Here is a 20,867-nt window from a genome sequence, read left to right as displayed (position 1 = left end):
ACATGAACAGTAGAGGGGCCTATGTTTACTCTCAGGGCCTAGTGAAATACATCAAAGCCCACGAAGATTCTTGGAAATAACCCTCTAACGGAAACTATATTTCAGTCCGAGCGTGCCTCCGAAGGTATTTTTAGTGCGATCTCCTTGGTCAGTGGCTAACTGAATACTTATCCCTACCCGTTTATTGACTTGTTTTTGTAGGCTTAATGAAGCGGAGATTTGTTTTAAATAAGAATTTGGGCTATTGGCTGGAATAACTGGATAATCATAAGATGTGGAGGAAAGCCTTGCCATCCAATGAATTTGCTGCGCTAAGGTACCTCGGATACCTACATAAATGGATCTAAGGGCATTATAAGAAAATGAAAGCCCTCCACCTTGTTGACTTTCTTGATCCATGATGATAAATGGAGTTCCTAAACCTCTGCCTTGAAATATCCATCCATCTCTTCCTCGAACATTGAAATAATTAACCATATTGGGATAATCCTGATCCTGCTTATTCCATAATTTTCCCAAAATGCTCTGGTAAGTTCCTTGATTACCCGTATACAGGTATTCCAAACTTAAGCCTTCTATGATTTTAGCTTCTTTGAACTTAAATGAAAGGCCCGTCAGACCATCGTCTATTGTGTTTAATGACCAAATCCTATCCGATTCATAGGGATTTTGGCGGTATAGTAAAATTTCTACAAAGTCATTTTGATAGCGAAGGCCCACGTCCAAACTACCTAAGTGGTTTCCGTATTTATTATTCTCATCATCATCTGGCAAAATGCCTTCCCCTGTACCTAATAATACCTTGGTAAATGTGTTGAAATCGGAAGGATATACGTCATAAATACTTCCTTTGGGATCTTTTCTACTTCCTCCCCATTGGGCTTGATGATTATAACCTAGGTAAACATTTAATGTAGATTGAGGCTGCCCCAAACGCAAGTAAAGGGATTTTTGATGTAAATAAGAGTTGGCAATAGCTCCTTGATTATCGAACCATCCATGTGCCAATTGAAAATTGACTCCTAACCAATCTTGTAAAAGATTTACATAATTTCGAGTGCCTATATGGACTTTGGGCATGGGTAAGGCATTACCCGACCAAATAAAAAATCCACCTGTCAAAGTAGTATCTCCCAATCCAATTACTTCTCTTTTGGATCCAGCCCAAATTTCAAATGCTCCTTTTTTGAGGCCAACATAAGCTTCTGAAAGTAAAAATTTGGATTCTTTTCCTAACCAGCCAGTTGTTTCAACCCGGAAGGTCCAATCAACATCTTTTTTGGGATGATACCATTTGCCCGTTCTAGCTCGAATAATTCCCGTAGGATTTTCTACGGGTACAGTTCCATACTGTAAACTTCTTGTCCAAAAAGGATTCATGGAATCGCTTGATCCGACAGCCAAGAAATCTACCGAAGTATGATTCAGGGTATCTTTGATTGCTGGGGTACTACTAAAACCAATAAAAGAACTTAATAGAAGAGAAAGAAGCATGTATACAATGAATAAGCAATAGATTGAACTGTAAAATAATCTATTCCCTTAATTTACTAATATGCTCGATAAAAAGAACATCTTCTTTTTATAATTTATCTAACGCAGCTTGTAAATCTGCCCATAAATCATCCACATGTTCTAATCCCACTGATATGCGCAATAAATTTCCAGGTGTAGTACTTTGCGGTCCTTCAATGGATTTTCGGTGTTCAATTAGGCTTTCAACTCCCCCTAAACTGGTGGCTTGTTGGAATAATTGTAGTGTTGAAGCGAAATGTTGTGTAGTACTTTCGGTGGCTTTGAGTTGAATAGCAATCATGCCACTTTGTCCGATGGGCATTTGTTTTCTAGCTAATTCAAACTGTGGGTGACTTGGTAGCCCTGGGTAATGAACTTTTTCTACAGCAGGATGATTTTCTAGTTTTTCTGCCAAAATGGCGGCATTTCTGCTGTGTTCTCTCATCCTCAAAGCGAGTGTTTTTAAGCCACGGGCTAGTAAGTAACAATCAAGCGGATTTGGCGTAGCACCCATTAAAATCTGAACTCGCTGGATTCTGTGCGCCCAATCATCATCATTTTTGAGGATAATGGCTCCTCCTAATATGTCAGAGTGTCCGCCTATATATTTGGTAGTAGCATGCATGACGATATCGGCTCCGAAGGCAATTGGGTTCTGTAAAATAGGGCTAGCTAAGGTATTGTCAACCCCCACTTTGATGCCCAATTTTCCGGCAATTTGGCAGATTCCCTCAATATCGCTCAAACTTAATAAAGGGTTAGCTGGTGACTCTACCCAAATCAGCTTGGTATTTGATTGAATAGCATTTTTAATAGCGACCAGGTCCGTCATGTCGACCTGTGAAACTTGTAATCCCCATGGTCCTAAAATTTCTTCGGCCAGTTTATAGCTGGCATAATAGCCTACAGAAGGCATTAAAATATGATCACCTGATTTTAAGCATTGAAATACGGCATTGACTGCTGCTAAACCCGAACTAAAAGCAAATGCTCGACTGCCACCTTCCAATGCAGCTAAACCTTTTTCTAATACTTCTCTGTTGGGGCTTGAGTTTCTTGAATACATGTGCCCTTTGGGATAAGTCCCGTCTTCAGAACGCTCAAAAGTGGTGCTTAAAAAGATGGGAGCAGCTATAGAAGCCGCTGTTTCATCTTTTAAATGGGTACTGTGTATGGCAAGGGTTTCTTTTTTCATAAATATTGAAATTCTACATTCTTCATTCTACATACTTCATTCAATATACCTAACAACTGATTAGTTTTTCTTTCTTAATTCGAAATTCTTACCCAAATACAGGCGACGAACTTGCTCATCATCGGCTAATTCTTGTGGTGTTCCCGCTTTTAGGATTCTGCCTTCAAATAACAAATAGGCACGGTCAGTGATGGATAGAGTTTCATCCACATTATGATCGGTAATTAAGATGCCAATATTTCGATATTTTAACTTAGCAACTATACTTTGGATTTCTTCTACTGCGATGGGGTCTACACCAGCAAAGGGTTCGTCCAAAAGGATAAACTTGGGATCTACAGCTAAGGCTCGTGCAATTTCAGTACGTCTACGTTCTCCCCCTGATAAGACTTGTCCTAAACTTTTTCTCACATGGGTCAAAGAGAACTCTTCTAAAAGCACCTCTGTTTTTTCTTTTTGCTCGCTTTTACTTAAAGAAGTCATTTCTAGGACGGCTAGAATGTTTTCTTCCACAGTAAGTGTTCTGAACACAGACGCTTCCTGAGCTAAATAGCCTATGCCTAGCCTTGCCCGCTTGTACATGGGTAGGTGGGTAACATCTAAATCATCCAAATAGACTTTTCCCTCATTGGGCTTTACCAATCCAGTGGCTATATAAAATGAAGTGGTTTTCCCTGCACCATTTGGCCCCAAAAGTCCAACGATTTCTCCTTGTGCAACCTGATAGCTAATGTGGTCATTGACCAAACGTTGGCCATATTTTTTTACCAGATTTTCTGTTCTTAGGATCATATTTCAAAAATAGGGAAAAGAGTTGGGGTCAGCAAGCAGATTGCTCATTCCAAGCTTTTTCATTTTTTTTATTTGCGAGATTGCCATTTTTAAAAAATATTCCTACTTTTGCAATCCCGAAAGCAATCGGGCAATTGAGGTGGAGTAGCTCAGTTGGTAGAGCATCGGACTGAAAATCCGTGTGTCCCCGGTTCGAGTCCGGGCTCTACCACTTCAATTTTAGAAAGACCCTGACGAAAGTTGGGGTCTTTTTTTTATCTACATATTGGATTAGATTTGTTTCTGTTAGATTAGCTATTTATTTTAGGCTTTAGAGATTTGTCAACTCAGATTTGTTAACCCAGATTTGTCAACTTTTAAAAAGTTGACAAATCTTAATTGACAAATCTTAATTGATAACCTAATTGATAACCTTGATTGACAACCCTAACAAACAAACTTTAATCGATAAACCTGAGTAGACAAATCTACCATTCATTTGTCAAATAGGTGCGCAAATAATATCACTAAACTGATTTTAACCTGATAATTACTATGAAAATGAGTCGAAGGGACATATTGAAGGCCTCAAGTGCTACAGCTAGTTTGGGGCTATTGCCTCAGCTTTCTTCTGTCCAAAACACCCCAAACAAGAAAACCTTTCGTTTGAGTTTAAACCTAAGTACCATCATGGGTCAAAATTTAGGTTTTATCAAAGAATTAGAAGTGGCATCTCAAGCAGGCTTCCGATCCGTGGAAATTTGGATGCCGACCCTAGAAAAATACTTAGCCGGAGGAGGAACCATCGCGGATGCCAAAAAACGTATTTCCGACCTAGGGTTAAGCATTGAAAATGCAATTGGCTTTGCTCAATGGATAGTGGATGATTCAACAACCCGTAATAAGGGAATAGAGCAATTAAAAAGAGAAATGGCTATATTGGCTGATTTAGGTTGTAAACGTACTGCTGCTCCTCCAATGGGAGCCACTTTAGAAGCAGGTTTAAACTTAAAAGCTGCCGCAGAACGTTACCGAAGGATATTAGAATTGGGAGAACAAATGAATGTAATCCCTCAATTAGAAATGTGGGGCCATTCCAAAAATTTGCATCGGGTAGCTGATGTACTATTCGTTGCAGCAGAAAGTGGACACGCTAAAGCACGTTTATTGTTAGACGTATTTCATATTTATAAAGGAGGATCTAGCCATGAAAGTCTTCATTTGGTTGGAGAAAATTCCATTGAGATTTTTCATATCAATGACTATGTCACTACCATCAAGCCTGAACAAATAAAAGATGCAGATCGTATTTATGCGGGTGATGGAGAAGCGCCAATTGATAAAATTGTACATGCTCTAAAACCTAGTGCTCAGCCCGTAGTACTCTCCTTAGAATTATTTAATAAACAGCTTTACGCTCAAGATCCATTAGTTGTGGCAAAAACAGGCCTAGAGAAAATGAAGGCCGTGGTTCAACGAGTTAATGCCCAATATAAAGTTTAATCAAATTCATGAAAAAATTAAGTTTACTGCTAGCGCTCTTGTGCGGAATTACCTTTGGATCCATTGCGCTAAAACCCGCTAACCTTGCCCCCGCAAAAAAACTCAAGCTTTGGTATAATAAACCTGCCCAATATTTTGAAGAAGCCCTGGTTTTAGGAAATGGTCGAATTGGTGCAACTGTATACGGTGGCACAGAAACCGATAAGATTCATCTAAATGATATCACTCTTTGGTCAGGCGAGCCCATGGATCCTTATATGAATCCGCAAGCTTATAAACATCTTCCTGCTGTTCGAGAGGCGCTGAAAAATGAAAACTATAAATTGGCAGATTCTTTGGTTCGAAAATTACAAGGTAAATTTTCTGAGTCTTATGCCCCGCTTGGCGACTTATACATTGATTTCAAATCAAGTCCAGTAAAGAATTATTATCGAGAATTGGATTTAGAAAAGGCAATTGCCTCCGTGAAATATGAAGCAGGAAATCAAACTATTTCTAAGGAGTATTTTGTGTCCTCTCCTGACAAAATTTTAGTCATTCACTTGAAAAGTTCTCAAGCCAAAGGACTCAACTTTAGTGTTCGATTTGGTTCGCAATTAAAATATAAGTCGAAATCTACGATCAACCATTTGCATTTTCAAGGTGTGGCTCCTGTTCGAGCAGAACCTAATTATGTCAGAAAAAAAGGGAATCCCATCATTTTTAAAGAAAATCAAGGGACCCGTTTCTCCGCTGATGTCTTATTACAATCCACAGATGGACAAGTATCAAAAACGGATAGTACTGTCAGCCTAGCTAATGCCACAGAAGCCACCATTTTAGTTTCTTTGGCTACCAGCTTCAATGGCTTTGATAAAAACCCTAATAGCCAAGGTTTAAATGATGACGCGATTGCCCAAGAACAATTGCAAGTGGCCAGTCGAAAAACAGTCGTGGAAATGCGCGCTCGACATATTCAAGATTACCAACAATTTTTCAATCGAGTGAATCTCCGCTTGGGTGGAGAACAAGCCCCCGAACTACCTACCGATGACCGATTAAAAAGGTATGCCAAAGGTGAAAAAGACCCATATTTAGAGACTTTGTATTTTCAATTTGGTCGCTATTTGTTGATATCTAGTTCCAGAACTCCTGGTGTTCCAGCTAATTTACAAGGTTTATGGAATCCACACATCCAACCACCATGGAGTAGTAATTACACCATGAACATTAACGCAGAAGAGAATTATTGGCTTGCCGAGAATACGAATTTATCGGAGATGCATGTTCCTTTCTTAAGTTTCATTGAGAACCTAGAAAAAACGGGAAAAATCACGGCCAAAACATTTTATGATGCTCCAGGCTGGACAGTGCACCATAATTCTGACATCTGGGCGATGACAAATCCTGTAGGAGATTTTGGAAACGGTTCCCCTAGTTGGGCTAACTGGTACATGGGTGGTGCTTGGGCAGCAACCCATTTATGGGAACATTATAGTTTTACTAAAGATCAAAAGTTCTTGAAAGAGAAGGCTTATCCCCTAATGAAAGGTGCAGCCGAATTTTGTTTGGCCATGCTAATTCAAGATAAGAATGGAAACTTAATTACCTCTCCATCCACTTCTCCAGAAAACCGCTACATCACACCTAGCGGATACCAAGGAGAAACAGTTTATGGAGGAGCTGCTGATTTGGCCATGATTCGTGAGCTTTTTCAAGACCTGATTGAGGCAGATAAAATTTTAAAACAAGACGCGGCTTTCAGTCAACAGCTTCAGGATGCCATCAAGAAATTGTACCCTTATCAAGTGGGTAAAAAAGGAAACTTGCAAGAATGGTATTTTGACTGGGAAGATGTTGAACCTACTCACAGACATCAAAGTCACTTATTTGGACTATTTCCAGGAACCCATCTTACCGTGGAAAATACGCCTAAATTAACCGATGCCGCTAAAAGAACCTTGGAAATAAAAGGAGATGAAACAACGGGCTGGTCTAAAGGATGGCGGATTAATTTATGGGCTAGATTAAAAGACGGAAATCATGCCTATAAAATGTACCGTGAGTTGTTGAAGTATGTTGAACCCGACGGTGTTAAAATTGAGTATCGCCGTGGAGGTGGAACCTACCCGAATTTATTTGATGCTCATCCTCCTTTCCAAATAGACGGAAACTTTGGAGGAGCGGCCGCTGTAGCAGAGATGTTAGTACAATCCGACATGAATAAAATTTATCTTTTGCCTGCTATTTCAGACGAATGGAAAGTAGAGGGAGAGGTGAAAGGATTAAAAGCCAGAGGTGGATTTGAAATTGATATGGCCTGGAAAAATGGTAAAGTAGTACAATTATTCATCAAAGGTGTTCCAGGTGGTAAAACTTCATTATTCGTCAATGGAAAATCTCAGGAAATAAACATTGCGAAGGGGAAAAAAGTGAGAATATTGTAGGGAATGAAGAATGAAGAATGAAGAATGTAGAATGAAGAATGAGGAATGAGGAATGTAGAATGAAGAATGAGGAATGTAGAATGAAGAATGAAGATTTTTCTCTATTGTTCAGTTCTAGCAATAGTTGATTCTCTCCGGTTGCGGCTTTATTTAGTAGAATGTATATTTTGGGATTAGCTGGAAAATAGAAGTACTACACCTAGAGAGTATGTATACCCATAATAATTCTTCATTCTACATTCTACATTCTTCATTCCACATTCTTCATTCTAAAGAAATACCTGAAACTGTCCCCAGATGCTTCTACCTACGCCATTGATGCCAGAGCCATGCATGCGGTAATCTACATCACCTAAATTTTGAAGCTGAAGGCTTAATTGCCAATGCTTACGGGAATAGGTTGTTTGTAAATTGACAATCCCCCAGCCCGCAGTACCTAAAGGATTCATCCGATTATCCGATTTATCACCGCTACTTAAGCGGTTTTGACTAAGGGCAAAAACCTGTTCTATTTGGGAAGTAAATCGACCCGTTTGAATCAAATATTGAATAGATCCATGCAAGGGGGGGATTCGGCGCATAGGTTCATTTTGTGTCAAATTTTGACCAAAGACATAGGATAGTTGTCCTTGTAAAGCACTTTTTGGATTGATTTTATATAATCCCGACCATTCTCCACCTGCTAAATAACTCTCTTCCACATTCCTTTTTTCATAAACAGGATATCCTTGTATGACGGTAGATGTTTTCACACGGGTAATTAAATTGCTTAGGCTAGTTCTAAAAACAGAAACTTGTTGACGAAAACGATAATTTTCAAATTTATAACCCATTTCCAAGTTTAAAGAGTACTCAGGTTTTAATTGGTAAGCTGGTTTTTCATACCTAAAATCAACAATTCCTAAGCTTCCTAAATCATCTAAATTAGGAGAACGAAATCCAGAACTACTAGATATAAAAATGGAAGAATTAAGGCCTAAAAATCTACTTATTCCCGCAGTATAAACCATAGCTTGGTTTTGAACAATGCTTAAGCCTAAGGTGGTATCTGGTAAGGTGGCTTTGACTTGATGCCATCGTAAGCCTAACTCAATTTGGTAATGGGGAATTCGGATATGATGTAAAGAAAAAATGGAGCTCTGCTCATATTTCGATTGATCGGGATAAAGCCCTCTCAAAGGAGTGTTTTTTAGGGTATTTTGATTGATGTCGGCCCTTGAGCTTCCTACTGCATCATGGTATATTTCAAAACCTGAGGTAGAAGACCAATACTTGCTCCATTGGCTTTCAATATCGATACTCACACTTTGTGTATTCACTTGATCAGATTCAACCCGTAATATACTACTGCCATTTTTCTGTGCTCTTCGGTTTTCTAAACTAGACTGATAGGCTAAAGTTCCTATAATTTTTTTTGCCCAAGCTTGTTGGGTCGTAACAATTCCTTTCCAATAGACACGTTCATATTTTTGCTTTTCCATCTCATTAATGGCAAAGTTTTCCAAGACTATTTTATGATAAACGGGCACATTGGATTGAACCAATTGTTGGTGACCGATCTCCCATTCAAAAAATCTGCTTGCTTGATGCCTAAACTTTAACATGTATGAACCCTCTCGATAAGCACTTGGACTTTGTGCTCCTAATTGATTTCCGCGGATTAAATCACCAAATTTTTTACTAGATCCAGCAACCAATAATCCCCATTTTTTCTCACTATACATGATTTTTCCTTGATAGGAATTTTCCATGTCACTACTTGCCCAACGCGATTGTAAGTTAACTTGTAAAGAGGGATTCGGACTAAATTGTGGCCTTTGGCTATATAGATGAATAACTCCCGTTAAAGCATCTGAGCCATATTGCACTGCACCAGAACCCATGACACTTTCTACTTTTTCCAGCGTGAAGGGGTCAATGGTATTAAGGTATTGATTAGGCCCATACCGAAAAGTGGAATTATTAAATCTGATGCCATCAAGCATCAAAAGGGTTTGATTCCCCGTTAGTCCTCTCACGAACATAGAACCTCCTCCTTGATTGGTTTTTTGAAGGAAAATGCCTGGCATATTCATCAAAAGCTCAGGACTAGTCCTGGCACTTTTTTGTTGGATTGAAGAATCTGTCCAAACTTGAATGGAATACGGTGATTTTAGGGCGTTTTGGGCGCTTCTACTGGCACTGACAACGATATTCTGTAAGGTGTCGCTAGCATTTTTTTGTGCAAATAGCGACACCCTTTGGCTCATTAAAATCAAAAAAATATAAACGAAAATTTTAATCCTCATCCTCATCGTCTTCTTTCGTATTTAAAATGGCTGCTCGGCGTGGAGCTGGCATTTCAGAATGCTCGCCATGTACTGATTTCCAAATAATTTGATTTAATACTAAATCAGGAATAGCATCTTCCTTAGAGAAATCAAGTTTTTCACTTAAACGAGCACTTTCTGTATCGGCTTTGTTCTTTTCAAAAATATCTACTTGAGGAGCTATATGTTGGAAAGGTCTAAGATCGGCTTTGGAAGTAAAGCATCTATACATCGGCGTAGCTGCGGCATCATACTGGCTCATTGGCGGTAATCCTAAGATTAATTCCATGGTTCTCAACATAGAAGAAGTAGAATAAGGAGTATGATCTACAAAACCTCTTTTAACAAAACCTCCCGCAACATAAGCCGTAGTTCGGTGTGCATCTACGTGATCTGATCCATTTTGAGCATCATCTTCCACGATAAAAATGGCAGTTTCTTTCCAAATTTTAGATTTTGATAGATGCTCTACGAATAAACCAATGGCATAGTCATTTTCTGCCACAAAGGCCGTAGGTGTATAAGAACCCAGTTTTTGACCTTCGGTATGGTCATTCGGGAATCTCAATGAATTAAATTGAGGAACCTGGTTTTTGGCTAATAAGGCATCAAAATCCTTTTTCCAACGATGGAAACGAAGCGTATCCATGATTTTCTGGTCGAAAGAAGGAAAATCTGGACAAAAATGCCCAGCAATAGACTGGATATTGGGTTTGAAATCATCTGCAAATTCTCCATAAGTTCTATATGAAACACCTGCTCTTTTGCAGTAATCCCAAATAAATCCATTTTTAGGATTAGCAATGCTGCGATTCCCCTCTCCGTCATATTTTCCTCCTCTTCCGCCATAACCCGTTGGCCATGTTTTTTCTAAATAATCCGTCGCATGAGCTGAAGTAGACCAGTTGTGACCGTCCGAACTCACTTCTCCATCTACATAAAAATTATCGAGTAAGACAAAGTCTTTCACTAATTTATGTTGGTTAGGAGTAACTTTCTCTCCAAATAAAAGCAAAGATAAATCGCCATTACCACCCTTTACATCAGCTAACACCTGATCGTAAGTGCGGTTTTCTTTTAAAATATAAAACACATATTTTATGGGTGACTTTCCTCCAACTCGGGAAGGTATGGGGTTTCCTTTTTCCCCTTTGGCTTGAAGTTCAATCTGCTTATTGTAGGGTGTATTGGTATACACAGCACGGGAAAGTATAGCTAATTCAGCACCTGTTGGCTCTTGAAATAAAGACATTGTACCTTTCATTAAGCCTCCAATGTATTCTACTTTTGCCTTTCTCTCATTATCTGCTTGCTGGTAGGTTACTTTTTGAATTTTAGCTAATGGATTTGGTCCTTTGGGGTTGGCAAAGGAAGAAAATCCTTTTCCATTGGCTACGTAGACTGTTTTTCCAATTACCTTTACGGCGGTAGGATACCATCCTACAGGAATAAAGCCTAATGATTTAGATTTTCCAGGCTTTTCCACTTCAAATACTGCCAAGCAGTTATTGTCTGCATTTGATATATATAGCCTTTCCTCATCCTCTGACAGGGCCAATCCGTTAGTAGAAGAACCTTCTAAAGCATTTGGAAATAAGGCAGCATTTAATACTTCTATTACTTGATGATTGCTTGTATTGATTACAGAAACTGAATTATCGTTGGCATTTGCTACAAACAAAGTTTTACCATCTTTGGTCAATAAAATCTCATTTGGGTGATCGCCTACGGCTATGCCTTTGTCAAAGCTTTTTGACTGGCAATTAAAAGGTAGCACTTGAGCACCTCCCCAAATGGAGATATACAATTTTTCTCTATTGGGACTTAATATACACGTAAATCCTTCAGCAGGTAAGGCAAATGATTCGCTTACCTTATTCTGACGAACATCCACCAAATAGAGTTTATTATTGTCTTTGGATACAACATATAATATTCCACGTTCATCATCCAAAGCCATGCCTGTTGGAGAAATGATGTCTTTTGCTTTATCCGTTAATGAAATAGAACCCTTCGCAACGAGTTGTTTATTACTTATTTCAAACTTTAACACTTTATTGTCATTCCCACCGGAGGCATAAACAGTTTTATTGTCTTTTGAAATAGCTAAGCCGTACCAAGATTTGGCTACTTCTACACTATGTACTACCTCGTTCGATTGAGTATCGATTAATTGTAAACTTTGTATGCTTTGGCCATTATTAGTCGCCACCATCCATTGTTTGTTGGCCGTTACCGCTAAATTTAGTGGCAAATCACCTAGGGAAAGAGATTTTCCATGGGGGGATAATTTCCAGCCATTAGGTAGTCTTACCCTCTTTTTTTGTAAATCTTGTTGTAATTTGCTGCTACCTTGGCCCAGCATTGGGTGACCCATCAAGAATGAGCAGGCTAAGCCTAAAAAAAGGCTTTTAGAAAAATGTATTTTCATAGTGAAAGGTTTTGATTGTTCAATTTACAAGCATTTTTAAATAAATGAATCCTGAAATCATTTTTTAATGATTTGGTAAAATGCTACACAAAGGCCGAAACTAGATTTGAATGAATAAAATGTATATCAAATGGAAATTAGCTACCGAGAAAATCCAATAATTGAACTAAAGGATTTTATGGACATTTTGGAAAGGTCTACTTTAGGACAAAGAAGACCTATGCACGATTTCGCAGCCATGCAAACCATGCTAGATCATGCTAACGTTTATGTGGGGGCTTATGATGGAGATAAATTAGTTGGCTTAGCCAGAGGAATGACGGATTTTGTTTACACCATCTATTTGGCAGATTTAGCCGTTGATGTTGACTATCAACATCGAGGGATTGGAAAAGAATTACTGATTCGAGTGAAAAAATTACACCCTAGGGCCAAATTAATATTGTTAGCGGCTCCTGCAGCTCAAGGCTATTATCCTAAAATTGGCATGCAAAGACATGAGCATTGCTTTTTCATTGATGATGTCAATGAAATTCGATAAAGCTCTATTTAACTATCGCTAAGCGCTTGGTGATAGTTGAGCCATCAAGCCCCGTGGTACTCAAAAAGTAATTAGCCGCAGGTAATTTGGATAAATCCACCACCTTGAAAAAAACAGCTAGGTAGGTGTCTTCAAAAACTATATTACCTTTCATGTCATAGATTTTTAAAGTACCAGTCGACATATTTTGCCAGCGGATGGTAATGTTATCTACTGCTGGATTAGGTCCTATACTAAAATCAAAGTTTTGATCTAGGCGCACAATGGGAATTCCAGAGAAAGCAAAAGCTCTCATACCAGCCTTATTTCTAAGAAAAGGCCCCGGGAATGGTGCTTTATTGAAATTATAAAACTCCCTAAAATAATCTGGTAGATAACTGATAATCTCGCTTGGGTATTCTTGGTTTAAGTTAAGAATGACCTTATTCCCTTCCACTTCGATATTGTCAATGTATTTGGCGGCACTTACCGCATTAATACCATCATAAAAGAAATTATCTTTCATGATGCGCTTTTGAGTTTTTCCTGTTGGATCTATAAAGGTGGTATCAGTAGGAGCCACCATTATTTGACCTTGCTCAAATTCCAAGTACAACTTCCTTGTTTCGGATTTTGATTTGAAATAGGCTTTAACCACATTCGGACTATAGACCTGCTTATCCCAAGGGCGCTTATAAATTTCCGCAGAAATGATTCGGAATTGTTCAAATCCACTTTGGCGATAACCTTCATTTCCATAGTGTAAACCATCAAATTGCTTGGTTCCAACGGTAGCAAATGACTTAACATATAGGTCGTTCGTATATTGGGCACGTTGGTTTTCTCTTACTAAAGCAGCGGGTGAATATTGGAATTCATAAACGTTAGTCTGAGGACAAAAAACATACTTAGCACTGGGGAAATACTTCTTATACTTCGTTTTTAACTGATCAAATTTCCACCACCAGTCGAAAGGGCTGCCCGCCGGAAGGGTAGATTCTGCTTCACCTTGTCGGTAAATAATGGCCTGCACCTTATCAATTACCCCTGCTTTTATGGCTTTATAAAGCATGATATTTCCACCATAAGGAGCTTTTAAATCACCATCTAGGATTAAATGGAAATCGATGTTGGAGCCACCAGCAGCAGAATTAATAAAACAAAAAGGGATTTTTTCGGACTCGATTAAGTATTTAGCAATTTCAGAAACCCATGGGCCTACTCTGGCTTGATCGGTTGCCAAAGACCACAAGGTATCGGCTAATTTATATGGTCCATAATTATCCGGAGCTTGAACCGCCCCAAAGGACCTTAAATATTCTCCTTGAAATACTTTATCATCAATGGGACCAATCCAGGCATTGGACTGCCCACTCACTAAAAAGGCATCTCCTGCGACTATGTTTTTCCTTTTGACAACCAAGCTAGAATCTAAGCCAATGAACTGATAGACCTCAACGTCATATTCTGCTAATTCCGCATTGATACTAAATTTGTTTTTATAAGGATTGCCGGCTGTTAAGGCTGTTTTATCGTATTTAAATAAGTTTCCATTTCTGAAAATCTTCACTGAAACCGCCGTGATGGATTTATTAGTAATATCGGCTACGATAGGAATATCAGCTTTGTTTTTATCGTCCCTAGGATAAAAGTGATAATTCTGAGGTAATTTATTGAATACAAAATCACCAATTTTTTGGGCACTCAACTCTGTTTTAATACAAAAACTTAAGAGGCAACAAAAAATTAAAATTCGATGAATCATGGATATGCTTTTCTTTCCCTAGCTGAAAACTTCTGACAAATATATTTAGGAAACCCTGTACAAGGTATCAATATTTTTAAATTTATTCATTCCTTTCCGTGCAATACGCCATTAATTTATTCCCCGGTGTGGTTCATTTTCTTATTATGAGATCCTGATTCAAACTCTTCAAGGGTTTAATTTTTTTGATTTTTATCCGTATTTTTACCACATACCTGTCTTTTACAGGGTTCTATATTTTCAAACATGTCCCAAACTAACCTATCCAAAGCTCGGATTAAATCCCTTACTCTTCTTTCCTTAGGCTTTATTTTTTGGGGAATGATGGTCTATCTGATGGGGACTATGGCATTAGCTAACGGCCCCAATATTACCGACGATTTTTGTTTTGCCTGGGTTGGGAAAGAATATGGAGTTTTTGGAGGTGCCTATCAATATTATATCGGGTGGAGTGGCCGCTATTTTGGCAACATCATGTTACATCTCAATCCATTAATTTTTAGTCCAGATTTCGGCTATTTCAAATGGGGAACTTGGCTGCTCATGGTGCTGGGATTGGCCAATGCACTATATTTATTTAAAAACATCTATCAGCAATCTTGGCAGAGTTCCAAGGTACTTTGGAGTGCTTTGGTTTTTCAAGCCATAGGATGGTATACCATTCCAGGCTTTTATGAATGGTATTTTTGGTTTTCTGGGCTCTTTTACCCACTTTCTTTTCAGCTGGTCATCCTGTTTTTCAACCTTTATTATTTTGAAAAAGCGAAAGTGATTCGTTTTTTCCTTTTGCCCCTTGTGCTATTTTTTCTAATTGGTAGTAGTGAAATCACCATGATTTTCTTTTCCACTGTATTTGGGTGTTTACAGCTATATCGACTGATAAAAATCAAAAAGATAGAACCAGAACTTTGGCTTTTGGGAATCGTCTGGGTCATTGGTTTGGCATTGGTCATTTTGGCTCCAGGGAATGCCATACGTGCTACTAAACATATTGCCCTCATTGACGGCCTGTTGGAGGCGGCTAAAAGTGCAGGAAAACAGCTTATTTTATTTTCAAAAGAGCCTCTTTTTTGGCTAATGAATCTTTGGATTATCTTATTCGGTACAGGTCAAAAAAAGGCATCTGTGATCTCTTGGACTAGCTTTCTAGGTTTGATGGGTATATTTGCTTTGGGGTATTATTTGAGCTTTTTGCCTATTTCTTTAGCTTTAGATGAATCAGGAATTCCTAACCGTACTTTGAGTCTATTGTTTATGTATTTGTTGATGGCTTCAGGATATTCTAGTTTTATCCTACACCAAAAAATAGCATGGACACTTCCAGAAAAGTTTAAATTCCCCGTCCAAGTTTTGATCATGCTACTAATTTTGCCCAACATGCATTACAGTAAAAGTGCTCGACTGATGGCCGCTGAAATTAGTTCAGGGACTGCTTTTCAATTTGCCAAAGAGCAAAAAGCAAGGTTTGATGCAATCCAACAAACTACTGACGCTCAGGTGGAGATACCTGCTATTCAAACTAAATCTGCCTTTTTATTTAATGAGGAAATTTCTAGCGACTCAAGTCACTTGTGGTGTAAATGCATAGCCAAATATTATGGCAAAAAACAAGTTCGACTTAAAAACAATTGAATGTCAATACAGGTTAATAAAACTCTAAGCATTCAATACCTTTAAAATTCATTAATAAACTTAACATGAAACACCTTTTTACCTGGGGGGCTTTAGCCTACCTTTGGCTCATTATTATTCCCATATTTGGCCAAACAACCTATCCACTCAATGATGTGGCCAATCCAAGAAAAGGATACTATGCTTTCACTCATGCAACCATTGTGAAGGATACTAAAACTACCTTAACTGATGCCACTCTAATCATTCGTCAAGGGAAAATTGAGCAAGTAGGAGTTAATATACCAATCCCCAAGGAAGCCGTTGTCCTAGATTGCCAAGGTAAGTTTATTTATCCTTCCTTTATCGATATGTATACCGATTATGGAACTCCAGCCATTTCCAGTGGAGGAGCAAGCTACCGAGCTCCATCTCAAATGTTATCCAATACCAAAGGGCCTTATTCTTGGAATCAAGCTTTAAAGTCGGAGGTAGCCCACGTGAAATTATTTAATGTCAATGAAGCCAAAGCAAATGAATTGCGACAAGCAGGTTTTGGTGTGGTACTGACGCATCAAATGGATGGAATTTCTAGAGGAGCTGGTGCGATTGTGAGCTTGGCTAATCAGAAAGAAAACTTGGTTATTTTAAAAGAAAAGGCCTCGGCTCATTATTCTTTTAGCAAAGGTTCATCTACCCAAGATTATCCAACTTCCTTGATGGGGAGCGTGGCTTTATTAAGGCAGAATTTTTTAGATGCCCAATGGTATAAATCCAAACCGGTAAAAGAAGGCTTAAACCTGAGTTTGTCCTCTTTTAATGAGCATTTGTCTTTACCTCAAATTTTTGAAGTAAGTGATAAATGGTCGGCTTTACGTGCAGACAAGATTGGAGATGAATTTGGTATACAATATATCATCAAAGCGGCAGGTGATGAGTACCAGCGCATGGAAGATATTAAAACAACCCAAGCGAGCTTCATTTTGCCTTTAGCTTTTCCTCAAGCGATGGATTTGGAAGATCCAACCGACGCTCGTTTTGTGAATGTGGCTGAATTAAAGCATTGGGAGTTAGCTCCAACCAATCCAGCGGCTTTTGAAAAGGCAGGCATTCCTTTTGCCCTTACAACACACGGTTTAAGGGAAACAACTTCTTTCCTTGCCAACCTAAAAAAGGCAATTCAAATGGGCCTTTCGGAGCAAAAAGCAATGGAAGCCTTGACTACCACACCTGCACAGCTCTTGGGAATTGCTGACCAAGTTGGTACTTTAGAATCAGGGAAATTGGCCAATTTCTTAATTACAACGGGTCCAATATTTCAAGATAAAACCCAAATGGTCGAGAACTGGGTCCAAGGAATTGGCTATGGGGTACAGATCGACGCCTGGTCAAATTTAAGTGGGAAATATGCCTTCCAATTAGGACCTGAAAAATATACTTTGGTAGTCAAATCGGATTTAAAAGCTACTTTACAAGGTGCCGATACCATCCAGGTTGAATTAAGCCAAAAAGATCAATTAGTCAATTTAGTATTTAGCAAGAAAGCAGACGCAGGCAAAAGGGTTCGTTTGACTGGGACTCAACAAGGGGCTAATTGGTTTGGTACAGGGCAATTAGCCTCAGGAGATTGGGTTAGTTGGAAAGCTACTCGTGAGGGGGCTATGGAAGAGGCAAAATCAGATAAAAAGGAAAAGAAAACAGAAGATGAATCCTTAGGCGCTTTGGTTTATCCATTTAATGGTTTTGGTCAAAAGAGTAAGCCCAAACAGGAAAATATATTAATAAAAAATACCACTGTTTGGACCAATGAAAAACAAGGAATTTTAAAGGAGACGGACGTATTGGTAAAGAATGGAAAAATTGTCTCGATTGGTAAAAATTTAAAGGATGCAAGTGCCAAGGTAATTGATGGAACCAATAAGCACGTAACGGCGGGTATCATTGATGAACACTCCCATGTGGCAGCCACCGGAGGTATCAATGAATGTTCACAATCTGTAACTGCGGAAGTGCGCGTGGCCGATGTGATTGATCCAGAAGATGTAGAAATTTATAGGCAATTAAGTGGGGGTGTGACCAGCAGCCATATTTTACACGGAAGTTGTAATACGATCGGTGGTCAAACCCAATTAATCAAATTTCGTTGGGGACAAAACGCCGAGCAAATGAAGTTTGCTAATTGGGATCCATTTATCAAGTTTGCCTTGGGTGAAAACGTGAAACGTTCTTACAATACCGCTAATAACCGATTCCCAGATACTAGAATGGGGGTAGAGCAAGTCTTGATTGATGCATTTACTCGGGCTAGGGAATATGAAAAATTAGGGCCAGGAAAAAGAATTGATTTGGAATTGGAAACCTTGTTGGAGATTCTAAATAAGAAGCGATTTATTACATGTCACTCCTATGTGCAGAGTGAGATTAATTCCATGATGAAGGTAGCAGAGAGCTTTAATTTTACCGTAAACACATTTACTCACATCTTAGAAGGGTATAAAGTTGCGGATAAAATGAAACAGCATGGAGCCAATGCCTCGACTTTCAGTGATTGGTGGAATTATAAAATGGAAGTATTAGACGCTATTCCTCAAAATGCTTATTTGATGCAAAAGAATGGTGTAAATGTAGCCATCAATTCAGATGATGCTGAAATGGCTCGACGATTGAATCAAGAAGCGGCTAAATCTGTGAAATACACAGGAATGAGTGAGGAGGATGCCTTAAAAATGGTTACTCTGAATCCAGCTAAGATGTTGCATGTGGCTGATCGAGTGGGAAGTATTAAAGAAGGAAAAGATGCCGACTTAGTGCTGTGGTCTGCGCATCCATTGAGTATTTATGCCAAATCTGAAAAGACGATTGTAGACGGAATGATTGTTTTTGATCGTGACTTGGACGCGACTTTACAAGCGAATTTGAAAGCAGAAAAACAGCGCTTGGTTCAAAAAATGGCAAATGCTAAAAAGGGAGGAGCCAGTACACGTCCGGCTGCACCCACCTTCAAAGAGTTAAATAATTGCGAAGAAGATCATCAACACGACAAAAGCCTTTGGGAGCGTATTCAATCTCGTATGGTTTTGACTGAAAACTAATAGACATCAACATGAAAAAAATATTCATAGCTATAATAAGTATGATTTCCTTGGGGCTTCAAGCACAGGAAACCATGAATCCAGCTCCTGCTCAATCAAAGAAAATAGTGATTACAGGAGCCTCCATCCACGTTGGAAATGGGCAGGTGATTAAATCGGGTAATGTGATCATTGAGAAGGGGAAATTGAAAATAGAAAACGGCACTCCTAGCTTAGGAAATGACGTAGAGCATATTGATGCCACAGGTAGACATATTTATCCTGGTATCATAGCACCCAATACGAACTTGGGTTTGGTAGAAGTAAGCTCCACTAGAGCTACTCTAGACTATGCCGAGTTGGGAGATATTCATCCTAATGTTCGCTCATTGGTAGCGTATAATACAGATAGTAAAGTGATTAATACCTTACGAACGAATGGTATTTTAATGGCACAAATTGTACCACAAGGCGGATTGATAACTGGTAGCTCCAGTGTAGTACAATTGGATGCTTGGAACTGGGAAGATGCGGCTTATTTGGTAGATGAAGGAATACATATGACCATGCCAGCCTTGATTAATCGACCTAGTAATACCATAAGCCGAAGGGGAGCGGCCAACGGAGATCCTGTCAGAGCGGGTTTAGCACGCATTGAGCAGGCAAAAGGCTTTTTTAGGGAAGCCAAAGCCTATTTGAGTGAAAAATCCCATGCAGAGGTTAATTTGAAGTTTGAGGCAGTAAAAGGATTATTTGATCGCAGCCAGTCGCTCTACATTCATTGTGATTTAGTGAAGGAAATGCTTGCGGCTATCGAATTAAACAAAGAGTTTAATTTCAAATTAGTCATAGCAGGTGGAGCGGATAGTTGGATGATAGCAGATATTTTAAAGGAAAACCAGGTGAGTGTTATCCTTTCTGAGCCTCACAGTTTACCAGCTACAGAAGATGATGCCGTAGATCAGCCTTATAAAACAGGGGCTATTTTATATAAAGCTGGTGTTTTAGTTAGTATTAGCCAAGATTCAGGTGATGGATATACCCAGCAAAGAAATTTGCCCTTTATGGCAGGAACTTTAGCAGCTTATGGCTTGACGAAAGAGGAGGCATTGCAGGTTATTACCTTAAATCCAGCCAAGATTTTAGGAGTAGATAAAAAAACTGGAAGTATTGAAAATGGTAAAGATGCTAATATCTTGATTTGTCAAGGGGATTTATTGGATATGAAATCCAGTGTTTTGACTCATGCATTTATACAAGGCAGAGCTATAGATTTACAGAACAAACATACCCAGTTGTTTGAAAGGTATAAATATAAATATCAAATCAAGTAGTGGTGACATTGCATCAATACCAAATTATTGATTTTACTAATAAGCCTGAAATTCTCATTTCAGGCTATTTTTTTGCATTAGATGTGGGGTGAATATCAAAAAAATCATAAAATATGATATTTTTTTTATCTGCATTTGTAATTTATCAATCAATTCGAAACATTTGACCTATTAAGTGTAACCTAACCAACCAAAAGTATGAAAACCAAACATTTATTTTCTGTTGCTTTGATAAAATCAAGGCAATCTTTACAACTTACCCAACAACAAGTAGCCAGTGCCGTAGGAGTAAGCCAAAGCGCTTATAATTATTGGGAATCTGGTAAACATTATCCCAATGCGACAAAAATTTTTCAATTGACCAAGGTGCTTAAGATACCTTTGGAAGAAGTTATGGCCAGTTGATACCATACCTA

At 38.7% G+C, this 20,867-nt stretch carries 13 protein-coding genes and 1 tRNA gene; 8 read left to right on the top strand and 6 right to left on the bottom strand.

Annotated features, from left to right (window positions below; translation table 11 throughout):
- Positions 1-84: 84 nt before the first annotated feature.
- The 3 genes from SKC36_RS09445 to lptB all read right to left on the bottom strand — a co-directional run bounded on the left by SKC36_RS09445 (position 85) and on the right by lptB (position 3,502).
- The gene (locus SKC36_RS09445; protein ID WP_459465691.1) at positions 85-1,494 is read right to left on the bottom strand and encodes a capsule assembly Wzi family protein; all 1,410 of its coding nucleotides are present in this window, start codon (positions 1,492-1,494) and stop codon (positions 85-87) included.
- Positions 1,495-1,582: 88 nt separating this feature from the next.
- Positions 1,583-2,710, bottom strand: coding sequence for a trans-sulfuration enzyme family protein (locus tag SKC36_RS09440; protein WP_459465690.1), 1,128 nt, complete (start codon positions 2,708-2,710; stop codon positions 1,583-1,585).
- 60 nt (positions 2,711-2,770) lie between these two features.
- Positions 2,771-3,502 carry an LPS export ABC transporter ATP-binding protein gene (gene lptB / locus SKC36_RS09435; protein WP_459465689.1) on the bottom strand — a complete coding sequence of 244 codons (732 nt, stop codon included), beginning with the start codon at positions 3,500-3,502 and terminating at the stop codon, positions 2,771-2,773.
- 138 nt (positions 3,503-3,640) lie between these two features.
- Between lptB and SKC36_RS09430 the strand changes: the two genes are divergently transcribed.
- The 3 genes from SKC36_RS09430 (at position 3,641) to SKC36_RS09420 (ending at position 7,410) form a co-directional block, all read left to right on the top strand.
- Positions 3,641-3,713, top strand: a tRNA-Phe gene (locus SKC36_RS09430).
- Between the two features lie 329 nt (positions 3,714-4,042).
- Positions 4,043-4,984 (top strand): sugar phosphate isomerase/epimerase family protein, encoded by a 942-nt coding sequence (locus tag SKC36_RS09425; RefSeq protein ID WP_459465688.1) that lies wholly within the window; start codon positions 4,043-4,045, stop codon positions 4,982-4,984.
- An 8-nt stretch (positions 4,985-4,992) separates the two neighbouring features.
- Complete coding sequence (locus tag SKC36_RS09420; protein WP_459465687.1) at positions 4,993-7,410, top strand: glycoside hydrolase family 95 protein; 2,418 nt, start codon at positions 4,993-4,995, stop codon at positions 7,408-7,410.
- Between the two features lie 269 nt (positions 7,411-7,679).
- Here the strand turns inward: SKC36_RS09420 and SKC36_RS09415 are convergent, their stop codons facing one another.
- Together SKC36_RS09415 and SKC36_RS09410 are read right to left on the bottom strand one after the other, a co-directional pair.
- Complete coding sequence (locus tag SKC36_RS09415) at positions 7,680-9,647, bottom strand: TonB-dependent receptor plug domain-containing protein (protein ID WP_459465686.1); 1,968 nt, start codon at positions 9,645-9,647, stop codon at positions 7,680-7,682.
- 40 nt (positions 9,648-9,687) lie between these two features.
- Positions 9,688-12,150, bottom strand: a complete 2,463-nt coding sequence (locus SKC36_RS09410) for a bifunctional YncE family protein/alkaline phosphatase family protein (protein ID WP_459465685.1) — start codon at positions 12,148-12,150, stop codon at positions 9,688-9,690.
- Between the two features lie 130 nt (positions 12,151-12,280).
- Here SKC36_RS09410 and SKC36_RS09405 point away from each other — a divergent pair, with 130 nt between their 5' ends.
- A complete protein-coding gene (locus tag SKC36_RS09405) occupies positions 12,281-12,691 on the top strand; it encodes a GNAT family N-acetyltransferase (protein WP_459465684.1) in 411 nt (136 codons plus the stop codon).
- Positions 12,692-12,695: 4 nt separating this feature from the next.
- On the opposite strand, the gene SKC36_RS09400 is transcribed toward SKC36_RS09405, so the two are convergent.
- Entirely contained in the window at positions 12,696-14,435 is a 1,740-nt protein-coding gene (locus SKC36_RS09400) for a T9SS type A sorting domain-containing protein (RefSeq protein ID WP_459453860.1), read from the bottom strand.
- 246 nt (positions 14,436-14,681) lie between these two features.
- Between SKC36_RS09400 and SKC36_RS09395 the strand changes: the two genes are divergently transcribed.
- The 4 genes from SKC36_RS09395 to SKC36_RS09380 all read left to right on the top strand — a co-directional run bounded on the left by SKC36_RS09395 (position 14,682) and on the right by SKC36_RS09380 (position 20,856).
- Positions 14,682-16,067, top strand: coding sequence for a DUF6056 family protein (locus SKC36_RS09395; protein WP_459465683.1), 1,386 nt, complete (start codon positions 14,682-14,684; stop codon positions 16,065-16,067).
- A 65-nt stretch (positions 16,068-16,132) separates the two neighbouring features.
- Positions 16,133-19,138 (top strand): amidohydrolase family protein, encoded by a 3,006-nt coding sequence (locus SKC36_RS09390; protein WP_459465682.1) that lies wholly within the window; start codon positions 16,133-16,135, stop codon positions 19,136-19,138.
- Between the two features lie 11 nt (positions 19,139-19,149).
- Entirely contained in the window at positions 19,150-20,451 is a 1,302-nt protein-coding gene (locus SKC36_RS09385) for an amidohydrolase family protein (protein ID WP_459465681.1), read from the top strand.
- Positions 20,452-20,649: 198 nt separating this feature from the next.
- Complete coding sequence (locus SKC36_RS09380) at positions 20,650-20,856, top strand: helix-turn-helix transcriptional regulator (protein WP_109324460.1); 207 nt, start codon at positions 20,650-20,652, stop codon at positions 20,854-20,856.
- Positions 20,857-20,867 lie beyond the last annotated feature (11 nt).

The organism is Aquirufa sp. OSTEICH-129A (assembly GCF_054558355.1).
This window is presented reverse-complemented; position numbering and strand designations above follow the sequence as displayed.

What these genes read in the sequence shown, in the direction of transcription:
- SKC36_RS09445 (WP_459465691.1), bottom strand. Translation starts at nt 1,494, where the DNA reads ATGCTTCTTTCTCTTCTATTAAGTTCTTTTATTGGTTTTAGTAGTACC.
- SKC36_RS09440 (WP_459465690.1), bottom strand. Translation starts at nt 2,710, where the DNA reads ATGAAAAAAGAAACCCTTGCCATACACAGTACCCATTTAAAAGATGAA.
- lptB (WP_459465689.1), bottom strand. Translation starts at nt 3,502, where the DNA reads ATGATCCTAAGAACAGAAAATCTGGTAAAAAAATATGGCCAACGTTTG.
- SKC36_RS09425 (WP_459465688.1), top strand. Translation starts at nt 4,043, where the DNA reads ATGAGTCGAAGGGACATATTGAAGGCCTCAAGTGCTACAGCTAGTTTG.
- SKC36_RS09420 (WP_459465687.1), top strand. Translation starts at nt 4,993, where the DNA reads ATGAAAAAATTAAGTTTACTGCTAGCGCTCTTGTGCGGAATTACCTTT.
- SKC36_RS09410 (WP_459465685.1), bottom strand. Translation starts at nt 12,150, where the DNA reads ATGAAAATACATTTTTCTAAAAGCCTTTTTTTAGGCTTAGCCTGCTCA.
- SKC36_RS09405 (WP_459465684.1), top strand. Translation starts at nt 12,281, where the DNA reads ATGGAAATTAGCTACCGAGAAAATCCAATAATTGAACTAAAGGATTTT.
- SKC36_RS09400 (WP_459453860.1), bottom strand. Translation starts at nt 14,435, where the DNA reads ATGATTCATCGAATTTTAATTTTTTGTTGCCTCTTAAGTTTTTGTATT.
- SKC36_RS09395 (WP_459465683.1), top strand. Translation starts at nt 14,682, where the DNA reads ATGTCCCAAACTAACCTATCCAAAGCTCGGATTAAATCCCTTACTCTT.
- SKC36_RS09390 (WP_459465682.1), top strand. Translation starts at nt 16,133, where the DNA reads ATGAAACACCTTTTTACCTGGGGGGCTTTAGCCTACCTTTGGCTCATT.
- SKC36_RS09385 (WP_459465681.1), top strand. Translation starts at nt 19,150, where the DNA reads ATGAAAAAAATATTCATAGCTATAATAAGTATGATTTCCTTGGGGCTT.
- SKC36_RS09380 (WP_109324460.1), top strand. Translation starts at nt 20,650, where the DNA reads ATGAAAACCAAACATTTATTTTCTGTTGCTTTGATAAAATCAAGGCAA.